Below are 18,628 nucleotides of genomic sequence, written 5' to 3'. Positions count from 1 at the left end.
AATTTGTTACCTTCGCCGTCCGCTGTTCAATTATTGCTCCTCGAGCCGATAGCCGCTGCTGCGGTACGAATTGACCGTGACCCTCGCATCCTCTCCGCCGAGCTTCTGCTTAAGCCGCGAGATCGGCATGCGGGTCGGCTCCCATCGGCTGCTGCCAGACCGCCTCGTACAGCTCCTGCGCGCTGACGCTGCGGTTCGGGTGCCGCGCCAGATACAGCAGCGCCGCAAACTCCTTCTGCGTCAGATTCAGGTCGGTCTCTCCGATGTACGCGCGTCCGCTCAGCAGATTCATCCGCAGCGGGCCAAGCCGTACTGCGCGTTCCTTCGGGTGCGCCGCACGCAGACGCGCTTCCACGCGGGCCATGAACACCTCCAGATCATACGGCTTTGTCAGATAATCGTCTCCGCCTGCGGTCAGTCCCTTGACGATATCCTCGTTTTCGCCCATAGCGGTCAGGAACAGGATCGGCACGTCATATTCCTGCTTGATCTCACGGCACAGCGCCACGCCGTCGCCGTCCGGCAGAAGAATATCCAGCACGATCAAGTCCACCGCGTGAAAGCACAGCAGCTCCCGGCACTTGTGCGCGGTTTCTGCCTGCAGGGTGCGGTAACCGCGCATGTGCAATGCCGCGTCGTTGATCGCCATGATGTGCGGATTGTCCTCCACCAGCAAAATCAGTTTATCTTCCACAATCGTTCTCTCCTTGTGTTTTGAGCGGCTTTTTCAGCAGTTCGAGCCGGAACACCGTGCCGTCTGCATCGGTATGCTCCACCTCGAGCGAGCCGTGGTGAATCTTCATCGCGTCCGCGCATATCGTCAGACCGATACCGCTGCCGCCGTCGCCGCTGCAGCCCTTCTCAAAGATATGCGGCAGCAGGTCGGGCGCAATGCCGCTGCCGGTGTCGCTCACACGCAGGCACACCCGCTCGCCCTCGTCCGTAATGCGGTAGGCGATCACGCCGTTCTCCGTATGACGGTTGGCATTGACCGTCAGGTTGATGAGCACCTGCAGCAGCATTTCCGGATTGCCCCAGAGCGCAATACCGTCTCCGCTGTCGCTTTCCAGCCGGTTGTGCTTTTTTTCCAGCATGGGACGGCATACATCCGCCGCACCGGACAGCAGCTGCGCCGCGTCAATGACGCCCATCTCAATATCGGGTGAACCGCCGTTGGCGAGATCGATCAGCCGCGATACGAGCGCAGAAAGCCGCTGCGCTTCGGACGAAATGGTCTGCATGTGTTCATGCGCGTCCGCGCTGACCTCTCCGGTGCCAAGCTGCCAGTCGGTCAGCTGCGCGTAGCCGCTCATAACCGTGAGCGGTGTTTTCAGTTCATGCGCCATCTGGTGCAGAAATTCGCTTTTCAGCCGGTTGAGCTGGGTCAGCACCTCGCGCTGACGGCGGCTCTCGGACAGCTCCTGTTCCCGGCGGTTGATCTTCAGGCTGATGGCTCCCGCAATCAGGAACACGAACACCAGCAGATACGGCGGCGCTGCTCCGTGGCGCGTGATGGTCGTCACGATGCGGCCAAATACCGCCTCGTACACGTTCGAGCCGAACAGCAGCAGATAGCCGAGCAGAACAAGCACATCGTCCCGTTCAAACCGCCGGATACGCCAGAACCGCCGAATCAGCTGTACAACCAGATACAGGAAAAACGGCATCGAGAGATAGTACCCGATTTTACTCAGCGGTGCGATATCCTGCGTCGGCAGGATAAAATGCGCCGCCGCCAGCACGGCATACAGCACCGCATAGCACCGCACAACGATTGGCTTCGCCAGTTTTTCGTACAGGCTTTGCAGCAAAAGCAGCAGAAAACACGGCTGCAGCGTAATCATCAGCACCAGAAACCGATATGCGACTGCCCAGTTGTAGTTTGCAGGCAGCAGATGCAGCACATAGAAATTCTGGTCGCGCAGACCGAGCAGCACACAGATGACCGCGAGGAAAACATACTTGATCTCGCCCTGAAAGACCGCAAACAGCAGAAAATACATGCCGAACAGGCACAGCGAACCGCCAAGCACCAGTGAATACAGATTCCGGCTTCGGCGCATACGGTCGATGTTCTCCGCAGTGGACAGGTGCATCTGCGTCAGACCGCCGCCTTCGCGGTGCACGAAATTCGCATACTGACAGACCACCTCGACCGTGCCGTCCTCGCCGGTGTAAATCGGTATGAGCATGTAGTCGATGCGCGGCTCAGACTCCGCCGCAGACGCCCCAACCTTGCCGATTTCGAGCACTTCACTGCCGTTTACCAGCACGCGCGTGCTGTAATCGAATGAGTAGCCGCCGAGTGTCAGGTATTGTTTCGGCTGCGCGTGTATTTTCAGCCGGTATGAGCCGCATGGAATGGATTCATTGCGTTCTCCCGGTTGGGCAGTGTTCAGCTCTGCACCGCTGCCGAGTATCTCAGGATAGAACGCCCATTCACCGTCTATCTCATATACCGCCGACGAAAAGTCCGCTGATGTTGCATCCAGTACGCCGTCCTGCGCTTCCATTGCGCTGAAATTTCCCGATCGGTTGGAAAACAGCAGCATCAGCAGCACAAAAACCAGCAGGATAGCCGCCGTTATCGAGATATAGCGCATTCGTTTGTTTTTCATGGGCAGCTCCCCCTTCAAATCTCATTATAGGAGAAATCTTCAGTTTCTGCAAGATAGGAGTGAGAATGAAACCGCCTGTGCAGCAGCAAAGTTCCGGCACTGCGTAGAGGTAAAGAAATGGGAGCACACTGTGCTCCCCTACGATAGAAAAAATCCTCTGACGTTCCCCTATTTCGAAGCGGTTGCCACTCTCTGATTTTCGCTATGCCCTCTAAGGGAAAGGGGTGAAAATCAGAGGGTGGAAAACGCAGGTGTCTACCCTCTTGTGCCCCTGCCGGGTAGGCAAGTTTCGTTCGCTTCGCAAGCGTCAAACACCCATTTCTAACCGGTTAAGCAAAGAAAAACCGGCCGCTCACGCAGCCGGTTTCAATTTCACAAAATGCAGGGAATGTTATTCCTTGTTCAGCGCCTCCAGACGAGCCTTATTCGCTGCGATAACCTTTTCCTGTACCGGAACCGGTGCCTCATCGTAGCGCTCGAACTGGGAAACAAACGAGCCTCTGCCCTGCGTCATGGAGCGCAGCTTGATCGCGTAATCGCCAAGCTCTGCCATCGGGCACTCGGCCACGATCTCCTGCTTGCCGCCGTCGAGCGGATTCATGCCCATGATGCGGCCGCGGCGCTTGTTCAGATCGCCGATAACATCGCCCATGTAGGAATCCGGGATAACGACCTTGAGCGAGCATACCGGCTCGAGCAGTACCGGATTTGCCTCCGGGATACCGGCCTTGTATGCCAGACGTGCTGCCATCTTGAAGGACAGCTCGTTGGAGTCTACATCGTGGTAGGAGCCATCGAGCAGGGTTGCACGCAGGCCAACCATCGGGTAGCCGGCCAGAACGCCATGCTCCATTGCCTCGCGGATGCCCTTGTCAACTGCCGGATGGAAGTTCTTCGGCACGGAACCGCCGAAAATCTTCTCCTGGAACAGATAATCACCCTCGGCATACGGTGCAAATTCCATCTTAACGTGGCCGTACTGACCATGACCGCCGGACTGCTTCTTATGCTTGCCTTCTACCGTAACAGCCTTGCGAATCTTCTCGCGGTACGGAACGATCGGATCGGTCAGCGTAACCTCTACGCCAAACTTATCCTTCAGCTTGGAGCACAGAACGTCCAGATGAATATCGCCGGCACCGGAGATCAGATGCTGCTTGGTTTCCGGGTTAAACTCGGTATCGAAGGACGGATCCTCGTCACGCAGACGAGCAAGACCGGTGGAGATCTTCTCCTCAACGCCCTTTACCTTAGGCGCGATTGCCTGCGTGTAGCACGGCGGCGCAATCTCGATCGACTCAAGCTCAACCTTGCGAACGCTCATCGAAAGCGTATCGCCGGTCTTGGTGGTAACCAGCTTGGAAACGGCACCGATGTCACCGCAGCCGATAACCGGAACCTCGGTCGTCTTTTTGCCGCATACGGTGAAGATGTGGCCCATCTTCTCGTTTGCATCGGCACGCTTGTTGACCAGCGTCATATCCTGCTTAACCTCGCCGGACATAACCTTAAAGTAGGAGAAGCGACCGTACTGGTCAGCGACCGTCTTAAATACAAATGCACAGGTAGAGCCGTTCGGGGTGCAGTTGATCTCAATCAGCTCGCCCTTTTCGTCCTCGCAGATCTCGACCGGCTTTTCATCGGGAGACGGCATGTAGTCCGCAATGCCCTTGAGCAGTGCGTAGGAGCCGATACCGGTTGCAGCGGTGCCGCAGAATACCGGCGCGAGAACCAGATCCTTCACACCCTGACGGATGCCGGCGATCAGTTCTTCATCCGAGAACTCCTCACCTGCGAAGTAACGCTCCATCAGGTCCTCAGACAGCTCGGCGATGTTCTCGCACAGTGCTGCACGGTGCTGGTCGACACGGTCCTTCATGTTGTCCGGGATCGGGATCTCGACACGCTTGTTGCCTTCCATGCGGTACGCCTTGCGGATAACGCAGTCCACAATACCAACGGTATCGCGGTTGCCTTCAAAAATCGGGACAACGATCGGCGCTACCGATACGCCGAACTGCTTCTGCAGCTTGTGCAGAGAGTTATAGTAATCCGAGTTTTCCTCGTCGATCTTGGAGATGTAGAACATACGCGGCATTGCGTGCTCCTCACAGTGAGCCCAAGCCTTTTCGGTGCCGACGCCCGGACCGGACTTGCCGGTTGCGACGATCAGCGCGGACTCCGCAACGCGCAGTGCGCACTGCACTTCACTTTCAAAATCAAAGAAACCCGGGGTATCGAGCAGATTGATCTTGCAGCCGTTCCACTCTACCGGCGCTACAGCCGTGGAAATGGAAAACTTGCGCTTGATCTCTTCGGGATCAAAGTCACAAACCGTGTTGCCGTCCGCGATCTTGCCAACGCGGTCGGTTACACCGGCGATATTGAGCAGGCTCTCGACCAGCGAGGTCTTGCCGTCGCCGCCGTGACCCATCAGACATACATTACGGATCTTGTTAACCGGATAATTCGCCATAGTTTATATTACACTCCCCTGCCCTAACCTGTTATCGTGCCCTGCCGGCACGTTATACTCCTGGGCGCTTTGTTTCGCGGGAGCGATCCTCTCTTTGCGGGATCGTTTCCCTTCTTCGTTATTATACACCACACAAGCCAGATATGCAAGCTGTTTTTTGTGCAATTTTCATGTAGCATTTTTCACAACGCCGTCGAATAACAGCGGCGGCCACTTAGTGTACGTTTCGCACACATTCTGATAAAAAATCCGAATTTTCCTTTGTTTTTTGCATTTCCGGAAGATTTTCAGCAAAATCGCTCACTTTTGTTTACTTCTTACAAATAAAATGATATAATTTTAGTGCTACTTCACAAAGGAAGAAAAAACGCCTTCGCATAATCTGACAAAGGGAAGCCTGTGACGGCATTTTGCACAGCTGTCCGTTCTGCCGATCTCAGGCAAATTCTGCCGCAGTTTTACAACACGATAGAAACCTTTGCCGCCGGTCAAGCATTTTATGCGGTATCTCGAATATCGCAGTAATTGAGAATGGAGAATTAACGCAACGGTTTCATTCTCCATTTTCCATAAAAAAGCCGCTTACCATTGGTAAGCGGCTTTTGATATCTTGCTTAGTTCAGAAAATCCTTCAGCTTCTTGGAGCGCGACGGATGGCGCAGCTTGCGCAGCGCCTTTGCCTCGATCTGGCGGATACGCTCACGAGTTACGTTGAATTCCTTGCCGACTTCCTCAAGGGTGCGGGTATGGCCGTCCTCGATGCCGAAGCGCAGGCGCAGAACCTTTTCCTCACGCGGCGTCAGAGTCTTAAGCACCTCAACGAGCTGCTCCTTGAGCAGCATGAAGGAGGCCGCCTCTGCCGGTTCCGGCGCGTCGTCGTCCGGGATGAAGTCGCCGAGGTGAGAATCCTCCTCCTCGCCGATCGGCGTCTCGAGCGATACCGGCTCCTGCGCGATCTTCAGGATGTCACGCACACGGTCAACCGGCATGTTCATCTCCTTGGCGATCTCCTCCGGGCTGGGATCGTGGCCCAGCTCCTGCAGCAGTTGGCGGGAAACGCGGATAACCTTGTTGATAGTCTCAACCATGTGTACCGGAATACGGATCGTACGTGCCTGATCTGCAATCGCACGGGTGATCGCCTGACGAATCCACCACGTTGCGTAGGTAGAGAACTTAAAACCCTTGGTGCTGTCGAACTTCTCAACTGCCTTGATCAGACCGAGGTTGCCCTCCTGGATCAGATCGAGGAACAGCATGCCGCGGCCGACATAGCGCTTTGCGATGGAGACAACCAGTCGCAGATTCGCCTCAGCCAGACGCTTCTTGGCACGGTCGCCGAGCTTGATATCCTTCTCAAGCTGTGCGCGCTCCTCCGCCGGAATGGCATCGCCTTCGTTTGCGATGCGTTCTGTGGCCTCGTTGCCCTTCTGCATACGCTCTGCGAGCGTTACCTCCTCCTCAGGAGACAGCAGATCGACCTTGCCGATTTCCTTCAGATACATGCGGACCGGATCATCAATGGCGAACGTCTCAGCCATGGCAGAGGTATCGACCAGTTCTTCCTCCGGAACCTCTTCCACTTCCTCCGGCTCAAAGGAGTCGTCATCGTCACCGATGACCTTCTCCAGCACACCATTCGTCTCGACCTCGATGCCCATGGTCTCGAGCGTCTCGTACACCTTGTCGATGTCCTCACTCGACAGCTCCAGATGGCTCAGTGCATCCGAAATCTCCTTGAGCGTCAGGCGGCCGTTCTTCTTGCCAAGCGCGAGCAGGTCGCGCAGGATCTGCTGCTGTGCTGCCTGCTGCTCCTGTGCGTTTGCGGCTGCATTTGCGTTTGCTTTCGTCATATCGTTTGTCCTCCCGCGTTTTGTTTTTTGATGCGTCCGAATGTAAGCAGCGGGTCCTCTCCCGCCTGTGTAATGGTTCCATCCTTGACGCGCTGCATTCGTATGGTGTTTATGTATTCCTGCAGTTCCCCTCGATGCTCTCCGGCCGGAATGCTGGGTTCGAGTATCGCGGACAGCAGGCTCATTTCGTTAGGCTCCAGCCATCCCTCAAAGGACAGCACATCGACCATCTGGTCGTTTCGGTTCAGCTCCAGCACGCGCTCGTATATCTTACGCAGCACCGGTGCGGAAAACCACGCCGGCTGCAAGTCTTTTTCGGCAACGGTAATCAATTTCTGGTCCGAGAACAGAAGTCTAAGCACGTTCTCCTCAGCCTTTGCGGATTTCATGTCGGTATACGCCAGCGACCTGTCTTTCGGCTGCGCCAGTCCGACCGGAGAGCGTATCTCACGCCGTTCGGCGGCCTTTCGCCGCTTGCGCTGAATGCCGAGTTCGCGCCGAACCTCAACGTTCATGGCTTCGGCGGTCACGCCTGCCATCTTGGCGGCACGTCCGGCGTAGACCTCGCGCTCAATGGTACTCTCGATGCCGGCGAGCATGCGCGCTGCATCTCTGAGGAACAGCACGCGTGCTTCATCGTCCTCAAGGTCGTACTTTGCGGCGATCTGCTCAATGCGGAACGCGTTGTGATCCTCACTGCGTTCAATCAGATTGCGGAACGCATCCGCGCCGCGCGCCTTGATGAATTCATCCGGGTCCTTGGCTCCCGGAATGCGCAGCACCTTGACCTGCAGGTCGCATTTTTTCAGGATGTCAATCGCGCGCTGTGCCGCCGCCTGACCGGCTCCGTCCGCATCATACGAGATGACAATGCGGTCGGTGTGCCGCGCGATAATGCGCGCCTGCTCCTCGGTCAGCGAGGTGCCGAGCGATGCAACCGCGGAATCAAATCCCGCCTGATGCAGCGCGATGACATCCATATAGCCCTCGGCTAAGATAAAATAATCGTTCTTCGTGCTTTTTGACAGGTTTAGCGCAAACAGATTGCGGCTCTTGTGGAAGATCGGCGTTTCCGGCGAGTTCAGGTACTTCGGCTTGGAATCATCCAGCACACGGCCGCCGAATGCGATCACATGGCCGCGCACGTCGATGATCGGGAACATGACACGGTTGCGGAACCGGTCGTAAATATGTCCCTTTTCGCTGCGGCTGACCAGACCGGCGTCCATGAGTTCCTCGCGCGTGTAGCCTTTGGCCGTCATCGCGTCGATGAGCGCGTGGAAGGAATCCGGTGCATAGCCCAGTCCGAAGCGGTTCATCGTCCTTCGGGACAGACCTCGGTTGATAAAATACTGCTGTGCGGTTCGGTTTTCAGGCCGCCAGAGTGTGTCATAATAATAGCGTCCGGCATCCCTGCAGAGCGCGTACAGACGCTCTCTGTGGCGCGCCGCTTTGCGCTCGGCTTCACCCTGTTCGGGTATCTGCATGCCCGCCCGCTCGGCGAGATAGCGTACCGCATCCGGGAAGGTCAGACCTTCCGCCTTCATAATAAAGGTGATGACACCGCCGCCTGCGCCGCAGCCGAAGCAGTGAAAGATCTGCTTGTCCGGAGAGACCGAAAACGAACCGGTTTTCTCGTTGTGGAAGGGGCACAGACCGAAATAATTCGCGCCGCTCTTTTTCAGCTGCACATATTGCGAAACGATCTCTACAATGTCGTTCCGCGCGGACAGCTCGTCCAGAAATATACGGTCAAACGGCATTTCGTGTCCCTCCTTCCCTATTTATCGAACGAAAACGAATATATGATACCCATTTTCGTTAATCCTCAATCTTATTCCAGCTTTTCGGAATAAACAAATTCTTATAGACCGCTATCGAGTAGCGGTCGGTCATGCCTGCAACATAGTCGCACGCAATCCGCTCGAGCGCCTCCCCTCGGGCCTGCAGCACGAAGTAATCGTCCGGCAGCTCGTCAGGATGCTCGATAAAATATTCGTACAAACTGCGCAGCATGGATTTTGCGCGTTTTTCCTCACGCTGTGCGGCCGTGCCGTGGTACACATGATCGAACATGAACTGCCGCAGCTCCATCATGTCCGCGCGCATCTGCTCGTCCATGCCGATCTCCAGATACCGCTGACCGTACTCGATCATCGCCGTCACCAGCGTATCAATGCGCTTGCCGTGCGTCCCACCCAGGCGTTTTCTCAAATGCTGCGGAATATCGCTCTCGCGGATAATGCCCGCGCGTACCGCGTCGTCAATATCGTGGTTGATATAGGCAATGCGGTCGGCAAAGTGGATAATGCGGCCTTCCGGCGTACTCGCCTTGCGCCTGCCGGTATGGCAGACAATGCCGTTGCGCACCTCACGCGTGAGATTCAAATCCTCGAGCACATCCACCACGCGCAGACTCTGCTCGTTGTGCCGAAACCCGAACGGACAAACCTCATCGAGTGACGCCTCTCCGGCATGGCCGAACGGCGTGTGCCCGAGATCATGTCCGAGCGCAATCGCTTCGGTCAAATCCTCGTTGAGTCCGAGCGCCCGCGCGATTGTCCGCGCAATCTGCGCGACCTCGAGCGTGTGCGTCAGCCGAGCACGGTAGTGGTCGCCCTCCGGCGAGATAAATACCTGCGTCTTGTTGCCCAGCCGCCGGAACGCCTTTGAATGGATAATGCGGTCCCGGTCGCGCTGAAAGCAGGTGCGGTACGGACACGGTTCCATCGGGCGCAGCCTGCCTGCGGAGCTGTCCGCAAAGGTCGCCCACGGCTCAAGCACCGCGTGCTCGCGCTGTTCGTTCTGCTCTCGAATGGTCATATGTACCGCCTCCTCAGCCTCGGAGAATCCGTCACATAATAGTTATACGAAATGAAATCTGAAAATCCTCTTTTTTTCACAAAAATTTTTTCAGAATTTTGTGAGCCTTGCAAGCCGGTATTTACTTGACACGCCGACCCATGAATCGGGTCTCCATGACCTCGGCATAAACCTGCCCTGCCGTGGCTTCGGCAAGCGCCCGATTGAGCTCGTCCTCCCGACCGGCGGGCAGCGTCACGGTCAGCGTTACATCCGCACCGTAGTCGGTCTCCTCGACCGCGCAGTCGTGGTCCGGCAGCAGGTGCAGAATAATCTCATACAGATTGTACGGGCACGCGATGAGCGCCACCGTGTACAGGCTCATTCTCTGCACACCGGCCGCCGCGACAGCCACCTGCGCGCCCTGCGTGTACGCGCGGACCAGTCCACCGGTGCCGAGCAGAATGCCGCCGAAATAGCGCGTGACAACGCAAACGCAGTCGGTCAGGTTCTCGTGGCGCAGAACCTCGAGGATTGGCATGCCTGCCGTGCCCTGCGGTTCTCCGTCATCCGAGTAGCGCATCACATTGCCTTCACGGAGAATGTAGGCGTAGCAGTTGTGTGTCGCGTCCCAGTAGGTCTCGCGCATTTCCTTTATCTTCGCTACCGCCTCCTCGGCGGTTTCAACATGCCACAGCCGTCCGGTGAACTTGGAGCGTTTTTCTTCAAATTTGTCCTCGCCGTAGCTGGCGAAAGGCACAAAGTAATCTTTTTCCATCAGCAAATCCTTAAATAATTAGGAATTAGTAATTACTCATTACCCATAATGTATGTCGAAACTCTGCCGTAGGTCTTATCATCCACAACCGCCTCGACAATCGTGCCTTCTGCGGCATAGTCGGTCGAGTCGATCTGCGCTTCACGGTGCAGCATATCGAGCACGGCACCATCGCTGTACGGAATGCACAGCTTCACCTTATGCTTGCCCTTGCCGAGCGCCTTTTCGATGGCAGTCAGCAGGTCGTCAACGCCCTCGCCGCTCTTTGCGGAAATCTTCACGCCCTCATCCGGCCGAATGAACGGAATGACGTCCGGGTCGCACTTATCCGCCTTGTTGTACACCATTACGCGCGGAATATCCTGTGCGCCGAGCTGTGCCACAACCTTATCCACAGTCTGTGCATGAATCTGCCAGTTTTCATCCGAAACGTCCACAACGTGCAGCAGCAGATCGGCATACGCCAGCTCCTCGAGCGTTGCCTTAAACGCCGATACGAGATGATGCGGCAGCTTGCGGATGAAGCCTACGGTATCGGACAGAAGGATTTCCTGCGTATCCGAAATGCGTTTTTTACGCGTGGTCGGGTCGAGCGTATCGAACAAACGGTCGTTCGCCTCGATGCCCGCACCGGTCAGGGTGTTCAGCAGCGTGGACTTGCCCGCGTTCGTGTAGCCGACAATAGCAACCAGCGGCAGCTCGGCCTTTTTGCGCTGGCGGCGCTGCACGGAGCGCACCTGACGCACCTGCTCCAGATCACGGCGCAGCTTGTCGATGCGACTGCGGATGTGACGACGGTCGCTCTCCAGCTTGCTCTCACCGGGTCCGCGCGTGCCGATGCCGCCGCCGAGACGGCTCATCGCCTTGCCCATACCCGCCAGACGCGGCAGAATATACTGGTACTGCGCCAGTTCGACCTGCAGCTTTCCCTCGCCGGTGCGCGCACGCTGCGCGAAAATATCGAGGATGAGCGCCGAGCGGTCGAGTACCGTGCGGCCGGTCAGTTCCTCCAGATTGCTCATCTGCGACGGCGACAGCTCGTTGTCGAACAAGATCAGACTTGCGTCGTTCATCTCGGCAAGCTGCTTGACCTCTTCCGCCTTGCCCTCACCGATAAACGTGCGGGCATCCGGTGCCGGACGGCGCTGCAGCGTCATCGCAACGGCTTCCGCACCGGCAGTCTCCGCCAGCGCACGCAGCTCGTCCACCGTGCGCTCGTCCGCATCCTGATCGGCGTTGAAGCTCGGACACGACAGACCGACCAGAACCGCCCGTTCGATCTGCTTTTCTTCTGTTTGATTGGTAAACGGCATGGAAAATTCCTCCTTGCTGTTAAATTGTCCTCTATATTTATTACACCCAAACGCAAAACCGTACAAGACTCGATTTTCCGTCTGTTTTGTGGTAATATAAGGGCAGAAAAGTGAATATTTTCCCGTCACGACCAGTCGTGGCGGATTTTTGTTATATAGAAAATGCCCTATCGTTGTAAGTCAGTGCACCCTGCGGTAACATTTGTTATCAAATAAAACCCGCAGGCGCCGTCCATAGGCACCAGACCAACGAGTTGCGCGGCACAGATATGCCGCGCCTGCGCAGAGTAAACCGTCTGTGTAGTAGTATGGTATCCGGTACTGCGAATCGGTCGAGACATGGGAGCACACTGTGCTCCCCCTACGGTAGAAAAATCCTCTGCCGTTCCCCTATTTCGGAGCGGTCGCCGGTCTCTGGTCTGCGCCAAGCTAAGAAACAAAGGGAAACGGGAGTTAAGAGGGTAGAAACCGCAGGTGTCTACCCTCTTGCCCGCCGCCGTGGGTACGGCGACTCTCCTGCCGTCCGCAGACGGCAACTCTCCGCTGAGGTTCAGCGAAAAACTTTCCGCCCGGACAGGATGAACCGCCTGCGCGGTTCAAGCGCACCAGACCGCCTGTGCCGCAAACACCCTTCCGCAATCTGAAAACAGATAACGAAAAAGCCACCGAAAACACGTTTCGATGGCTTTTCACATTACTTGTCCAGATTGAAACGCTTCTTGAAGCGATCAACACGTCCGCCGGTGTCTACCAGCTTCTGCTTACCCGTGAAGAAGGGGTGGCACTTGGAGCAAACGTCAACGACGATGTTCTCCTTGGTGGAGCCGGTCTCAATGACATTGCCGCAGGCACAGCGGATCGTGGTCTGCTTGTAGTCGGGATGGATGCCCTGTTTCATGTTGTTTCACCTCTTTCCACGGATATGTTTACATATCTCCAACAGTCGTAAAATTATCTTACCACATGTTTTCCGAAAATGCAAGCATTATTTTTCATAAATCAGATTTTCTTCTTTCCAGCCCTCAAGCACGGGAATCATGGAAGCGGCAAGCTGCTTTGCGCCTGCCAGATCGTGCAGCAGATAATTGCCACACTCAATGCGGCTCGCACCCGGAATCTCGCCCTCGTAAGCGGCGATAAACGCCATGCTCTCCTGCACGAGCGCAATCGCGTCCGACGGCTTCATATCGCGCACCAGGAAGTAGAAGCCGGTCTGACAGCCCATCGGACCGCAGTAGATGATCTGATCGGCAAACTTCGAGTTGCGCGCATACGTTGCAAACAGGTGTTCAAACGTGTGACCCGCCGCAGGCTGGATGTAAGTACCCGCATTCGGGTACACCATTCTGATATCATAGGTGGTGATGTCGCCGTCGATACGCGAGGTATACATACCCGGCTTCAGTTTATCATGGTTTACTTCAAAGCTGGCAATTCGTTTCATGCCTTTGCCTCCTTTTCTACATCAAGGAACCGCAGTTCCGAGCGGTATTCGCGCCAGAGCAGAATATACGAGATAAAGAATGCTGCGATTTCTGCAATCGGGAATGCATACCATACCGCATTCAGGCCAAACTGCTGACCCAGCAGCCATGCCGCCGGCAGGATAACGACCAGCTGACGGCAGACAGACACGATCAGGCTGTTCATGCCGCGTGCGGTTGCCTGAAACATTGTGGAATTAATGATACCGAACGCTGCACCGAGGAAGGACAGGCTGATGGTCTTGAGCGCCGGAACGCCGACCTCAATCATCTCCTGTGCTGCCGCTGCATCGGACTTGTCCACAAACAGCATAAGCATCTGCTCGGGCAGCAGCTGGAACAGCACCAGACCAAGCGCCATAATGACGACAGCCGCCGTCAGCGTGATCTTGTATGCCCCCATCAGACGCTTGCGGTTGCGTGCACCGTAGTTGTAGCCCATAACCGGCAGCGCACCCTGATTGAGTCCGAATACCGGCATAAAGACGAAGGTCTGCAGCTTGAAATACACACCGAGTACGTTGACCGCCGTCTGCGAGAAGGCAATCAAAATACCGTTCATACCGGCCGTCATAACCGAGACCACGCTCTGCATGACAATACCCGGCAGGCCGACACGGTAAATGTCCTTGATCGTCTGTCCGCGCCACTTGAACTCGCGCATGTTGACATTCAGCACCTTCTGTTGACGGAACACGCCCCACAGACCAAGCGCCATGCCGAAGATCTGGCCGATAACGGTCGCGAGCGCCGCACCGCGAATACCCATCTCCGGGAACGGACCGATACCGAAGATCATCAGCGGGTCAAGGATGATGTTGATGATCGCACCGGTCAAACCCTGACACATCGGGATGATCATGTTGCCGCCGGACTGCTGGATCTTCTCGCACATCATCGAGATCATAACAAAAATACTCATGCCGACCGCAAGGTGCGAATACTGGATAGCGTAAGCCGAAACCGACTCACTTGCGCCGAATGCGCCGACAAATACACCGGACAGTCCCCATCCGAGGATGAAGAACGCGATGCCGCCGACAACCGCCAGTGCTACACCGTGCTCTGCCGCCGAGTCCGCGTGCTTCTGGCGTCTCTCGCCCAGACGGCGTGCGATCAGTGAGTTTACGCCGACACCGGTGCCGACACCGATCGCCACGACCAGCATCTGCAGCGGATATACGAGCGAAACCGCCGCCAACGCATCCTGCGAATACTTGGCCACGAAGATACTGTCTACGATGTTGTACAGCGCGTTGATGATCATGGAGATCATCGCCGGCAGTGCCATCGAAAAGATCAGCGGACCCATTTTCGCGGTGCCCATTTTATTCTGTTGTTCCAAAAATTCCAGCCTCCCAACGTAAAAGGAAGCCGCGTTAGGATTCCTAACGCAGCTCCATACTCTCTTTCCTATATATAATAGGATATGATGCGTTATATTGCAAGTGTTTTTTACAGTTTTCCGGCAAGTTCGGCAAAGGAATGCTCGACGAACATATCGCTGACCTGCCGGAGCGTGTCTTCGCCCTCCGCGTAGGCGGGTTCGGCCATGCCGCAGAGCGCAAAACCGGCTTTTTTCGCCGTTACGCCCGCATACGGCGCGTCCTCAAACACCATGCACTCGCCTGCTGTCAGACCGAGGCGCTTTGCTGCTTCGAGATAAATGTCCGGCTCGTACTTAGGCACGCCCACATCCTCGATGGTGAGCATGAACTCGAAATATTTCATCATGTCGCGGTCGATGAGCGCCTTCTCCGCGTGGCGGCGTGCCGTCAGCGTAGCGATGGCCATTTTGACGCCGCGTGCGCGCAGACCTTCGAGAAAGTCGAGTACGCCGTCCTTGGGCTTTGCAATCGTCTCGTACCGCGAGGTGATCATCTCGTCCATGCCGTCGAGCATCTGCTGCTGGGTCAGCGGCAGATTCGGATAGCGTTTCAGAAAATACTCCGCAACCTGCGGCTGAGAAAAGCCCTCGCATACCGCGTAGTCCGCGTCCGTGATGTGAACGTTGAACTGCGCAAGGTAGCGCTGTGTCAGTCGTTTCCAGACCGGCATGGAGTCCAAAAGCGTGCCGTCCATGTCGAAAATTGCACCTTTGAAATTCTGCATTGGCTTTGTTCCTTTCGAGAACGTATATCGTAGGGCGTGACGACCTCGGCACGCCGCCTTTTCAGCAACTGCACATGATTTACACGGTGCGCCGAGTCGTCGCGCCCTACGGATGGTTGGTTATTTGGTTTTTCGGTCGATATATCTCGGCTGGAGCTTGGAATAGATGATTTTCTGCTCACTGTACAGGCCATAGTAGCCGGAGAGCATGTACGCGATGGCGATGACCAGCGCAAACAGCGCAAGGCTCTGACCGCCGAACAGCTCATACGCCAGCAGGATGGATGTAAGCGGCGAATTTGTCACGCCGCAGAACACGGCCGTCATACCGAGACCGGCCGCAAAGGACGGCGCCAGACCGAAAAATCCGCCGTAGGCGGCGCCGAAGGTCGCACCGATGAACAGCACAGGCACGATCTCACCGCCTTTATAGCCGACGCCGATGGTAATCGCCGTCAGCACCAGCTTGAGGAAAAACGCCTCGTATGCCGCGTGACCGGCAATCGCGCGTTCAATGACCTGCATGCCTGCACCGTTGTAGTCGCGCGTGCCGAGCAGCAGGCTGATGAGCACCACGACCGCGCCGCCAACCGCAATGCAGGCGTACTGGTTCGGCAGAAAATGCTTGAACAGATGACCGATTTTATGGAAGATGATGCACACGAGCGCACTCAGTCCGGCGCAGACCACGCCGAACGCCACCAGCTTTACAATGAGTAGCACATCCGTATTTTCCGGCACACCGGAGAGCGTAAACGCGGTCGTGCCGCCGCCAAGCTGCAGCGCTACCTGATGCGCGATCACGCTCGCAAGGATGGACGGAAACAGCGCCGCGTAGTACATCACGCCCACGCTGATAACCTCCATTGCGAACACGCTCGCCGCAAGCGGTGTGCCGAACAGCGCCGAAAAGCACGCTGCCATGCCGCACATGGTGATCGTGCGGGAATCCTTATCATCCAGGTGCATCAGATGTCCGATATTGCCCGAAATCGCACCGCCGAGCTGCAGCGCCGCACCTTCTCGTCCGGCAGAGCCGCCGCACAGGTGGGTCAGCACCGAGGTGATGAAGATGCTCGGAGCAAGCCGCAGCCGCACCGGATGATCCTGCCGCACCGAGGTCAGGATGAAGTTGGTGCCGCGTTCAAGCGGCATATCCATTTTACTGTACCAGAACGCGATAAACAGACCGACCAGCGGCAGAAAATACAGCGTCCATCTGTATTCCTGACGGGTTTCGGTCGCCCATTCGAGGGCGTGCTCAAACGCCGCGCCGACTGCGCCCACCACCACGCCGATAATGACTGCAAACAGGCACCACCGCGCAAACGCGCTGATATTGCGCCGCACGCGGTACCACGAACCGTACAGCCGCCGCAGCAGACGGCGTCCCGGCTTATTATTCTGAGGCATAGCGCCCCTCCCCTTCATGCAATCTCATTTCCGATAAGAATTGCCCCGCAGAGATAACCTGTGGGGCAATTTGTGAGTAAACTATGCTTATTTGCTCGTAGATGCGGTTTCCTTGAGCACAACATCGTGTGCGCCGCCCTCGACGATCGAGGTTGCGGATACCAGCGTGATCTTTGCCTTCTTCTGGAACTCCGGAATGGACAGAGAGCCGCAGTTGCACATGGTGGAACGGACCTTGCTCAGGGTCAGACCGAGGTTGTCCTTCAGCGAGCCTGCGTACGGAACGTAGGAGTCAACGCCTTCCTCGAAGGACAGCTTCTTGTCGCCGCCCATGTCGTAGCGCTGCCAGTTGCGGGCACGGGCAGAACCCTCGCCCCAGTACTCCTTCATGTAGCTGCCGTTGATGTTGACCTTGTTCGTCGGGGACTCGTCAAAACGAGAGAAGTAACGGCCGAGCATGAGGAAGTCAGCGCCCATAGCCAGCGCCAGCGTGCAGTGATAATCGTGAACGATACCGCCGTCCGAGCAAATCGGAATGTAGATGCCGGTCTCCTCGAAATACTCGTCACGAGCGGCTGCAACCTCGATCAGAGCGGTAGCCTGACCGCGGCCGATGCCCTTCTGCTCACGGGTGATGCAGATGGAGCCGCCGCCGATGCCGACCTTGATGAAGTCCGCGCCGGCCTCAGCAAGGAAGCGGAAACCCTCGCGGTCAACAACGTTGCCCGCGCCGACCTTTACACTGTCTCCGTACTTTGCGCGTACCCAGGACAGAGTGCGGCTCTGCCACTCGGAGAAACCCTCGGAGGAGTCGATGCAGAGAACATCTGCGCCAGCCTCAACCAGTGCCGGAACACGCTCTGCGTAGTCGCGGGTGTTGATGCCTGCGCCGACTACATAACGCTTGTGCTCATCGAGCAGCTCAAGAGAGTTTGCCTTGTGGCTGTCGTAGTCCTTGCGGAATACCATATAAACAAGGTGCTGCTTGTCGTCTACCAGCGGCAGAGAGTTCAGCTTGTTGTCCCAGATGATGTCGTTTGCGATCTTAAGGCTGGTATCTGCCGGAGCGGTGATCAGCTTGTCAAACGGCGTCATGAACTCCTCAACCTTAACGCTGCGCTCCATGCGGGAAACACGGTAGTCGCGGCTGGTGACAATACCGAGCAGCTTGCCGTTCGCGGTGCCGTCATCGGTAACAGCCATGGTGGAGTGACCGGTGCGCTCCTTCAGCTTGAGGACTTCCTCAAGGGTGGTGTCCGGCTTTACGTTGGAGTCGGATACGATGAAGCCTGCCTTGTAGCTCTTTACGCGGGAAACCATGGCAGCCTCACTCTCGATCGACTGCGAACCGAAGATAAAGGAGATACCGCCCTCCTGCGCCAGTGCGATCGCCATACGATCATCCGATACCGCCTGCATGATTGCGGAAACCATCGGAATGTTGGCATACAGCGCGGATTCCTCGCCCTTTTTGTACTTAACGATTGGTGTGCGCAGGCTTACGTTCGCCGGCATGCACTCCGCAGAGGAATACCCCGGTACCAGCAGATATTCGTTAAAGGTATGCGAAGGTTCACTGAAATAATACGCCATTTCGTCGTTCTCCTTTTCTCCAAATAGGTCGTTTTTGATAGTTAAGCTTATTATATCCTTTTTGCCCTGTAAAGTAAAGCGGGCATATGACGGTTTTTCACGATTTTTGCCGCATGCGTGTTATGCAATCCGTGCAAACGGCTGTCGCGAAACCAGCCTCTGACAGATAGAAAAATCCGCAGACGT

The 18,628-nt window shown here is 56.3% G+C and carries 14 protein-coding genes; all 14 read right to left on the bottom strand.

Features of this window, described 5'->3' with window-relative positions; genetic code table 11:
- Positions 1–109: 109 nt before the first annotated feature.
- The 14 genes from PGS25_RS02265 to PGS25_RS02200 all read right to left on the bottom strand — a co-directional run bounded on the left by PGS25_RS02265 (position 110) and on the right by PGS25_RS02200 (position 18,442).
- Positions 110–694, bottom strand: coding sequence for a response regulator transcription factor (locus PGS25_RS02265; protein ID WP_270417562.1), 585 nt, complete (start codon positions 692–694; stop codon positions 110–112).
- The gene (locus PGS25_RS02260; protein ID WP_270417560.1) at positions 684–2,618 is read right to left on the bottom strand and encodes a sensor histidine kinase; all 1,935 of its coding nucleotides are present in this window, start codon (positions 2,616–2,618) and stop codon (positions 684–686) included. Before PGS25_RS02260 ends, PGS25_RS02265 begins: the two co-directional genes overlap by 11 nt.
- Positions 2,619–3,009: 391 nt before the next feature.
- Positions 3,010–5,094, bottom strand: a complete 2,085-nt coding sequence (locus tag PGS25_RS02255) for an elongation factor G (RefSeq protein ID WP_270417558.1) — start codon at positions 5,092–5,094, stop codon at positions 3,010–3,012.
- Positions 5,095–5,708: 614 nt separating this feature from the next.
- On the bottom strand, positions 5,709–6,947 hold the full coding sequence (rpoD, locus tag PGS25_RS02250) for an RNA polymerase sigma factor RpoD (RefSeq protein WP_118760287.1): 1,239 nt from the start codon (positions 6,945–6,947) through the stop codon (positions 5,709–5,711).
- Positions 6,944–8,710: a DNA primase gene (dnaG, locus tag PGS25_RS02245; protein WP_270417557.1), complete on the bottom strand. Its 1,767-nt coding sequence runs from the start codon at positions 8,708–8,710 to the stop codon at positions 6,944–6,946. Before dnaG ends, rpoD begins: the two co-directional genes overlap by 4 nt.
- Before the next feature lie 58 nt (positions 8,711–8,768).
- Positions 8,769–9,770: a deoxyguanosinetriphosphate triphosphohydrolase gene (locus PGS25_RS02240; RefSeq protein ID WP_270417556.1), complete on the bottom strand. Its 1,002-nt coding sequence runs from the start codon at positions 9,768–9,770 to the stop codon at positions 8,769–8,771.
- A gap of 121 nt (positions 9,771–9,891) precedes the next feature.
- Positions 9,892–10,527: a YigZ family protein gene (locus PGS25_RS02235; RefSeq protein WP_117750915.1), complete on the bottom strand. Its 636-nt coding sequence runs from the start codon at positions 10,525–10,527 to the stop codon at positions 9,892–9,894.
- Between the two features lie 32 nt (positions 10,528–10,559).
- Entirely contained in the window at positions 10,560–11,840 is a 1,281-nt protein-coding gene (gene hflX / locus PGS25_RS02230) for a GTPase HflX (protein WP_270417554.1), read from the bottom strand.
- A gap of 694 nt (positions 11,841–12,534) precedes the next feature.
- Positions 12,535–12,738, bottom strand: coding sequence for a 50S ribosomal protein L31 (gene rpmE, locus PGS25_RS02225; RefSeq protein ID WP_016147979.1), 204 nt, complete (start codon positions 12,736–12,738; stop codon positions 12,535–12,537).
- A gap of 87 nt (positions 12,739–12,825) precedes the next feature.
- Positions 12,826–13,284: an S-ribosylhomocysteine lyase gene (locus PGS25_RS02220; RefSeq protein ID WP_110436301.1), complete on the bottom strand. Its 459-nt coding sequence runs from the start codon at positions 13,282–13,284 to the stop codon at positions 12,826–12,828.
- A complete protein-coding gene (locus tag PGS25_RS02215; protein WP_270417553.1) occupies positions 13,281–14,669 on the bottom strand; it encodes an MATE family efflux transporter in 1,389 nt (462 codons plus the stop codon). The genes PGS25_RS02220 and PGS25_RS02215 overlap by 4 nt, the downstream gene beginning before the upstream one ends.
- A 110-nt stretch (positions 14,670–14,779) precedes the next feature.
- Positions 14,780–15,436, bottom strand: coding sequence for an HAD family hydrolase (locus tag PGS25_RS02210; protein WP_270417552.1), 657 nt, complete (start codon positions 15,434–15,436; stop codon positions 14,780–14,782).
- A 120-nt stretch (positions 15,437–15,556) separates the two neighbouring features.
- Positions 15,557–16,849: a chloride channel protein gene (locus PGS25_RS02205; protein WP_270417551.1), complete on the bottom strand. Its 1,293-nt coding sequence runs from the start codon at positions 16,847–16,849 to the stop codon at positions 15,557–15,559.
- Positions 16,850–16,936: 87 nt separating this feature from the next.
- Positions 16,937–18,442, bottom strand: coding sequence for an IMP dehydrogenase (locus PGS25_RS02200; RefSeq protein ID WP_117491317.1), 1,506 nt, complete (start codon positions 18,440–18,442; stop codon positions 16,937–16,939).
- Between the last annotated feature and the right edge of the window lie 186 nt (positions 18,443–18,628).

Source organism: Butyricicoccus sp. AM78-15b2TA, assembly GCF_027665985.1.
GTDB lineage: Bacteria > Bacillota > Clostridia > Oscillospirales > Butyricicoccaceae > Agathobaculum > Agathobaculum butyriciproducens.
The sequence above is the reverse complement of the archived record's forward strand: the minus strand, read 5'-3'. Positions and strand labels throughout refer to the sequence as shown.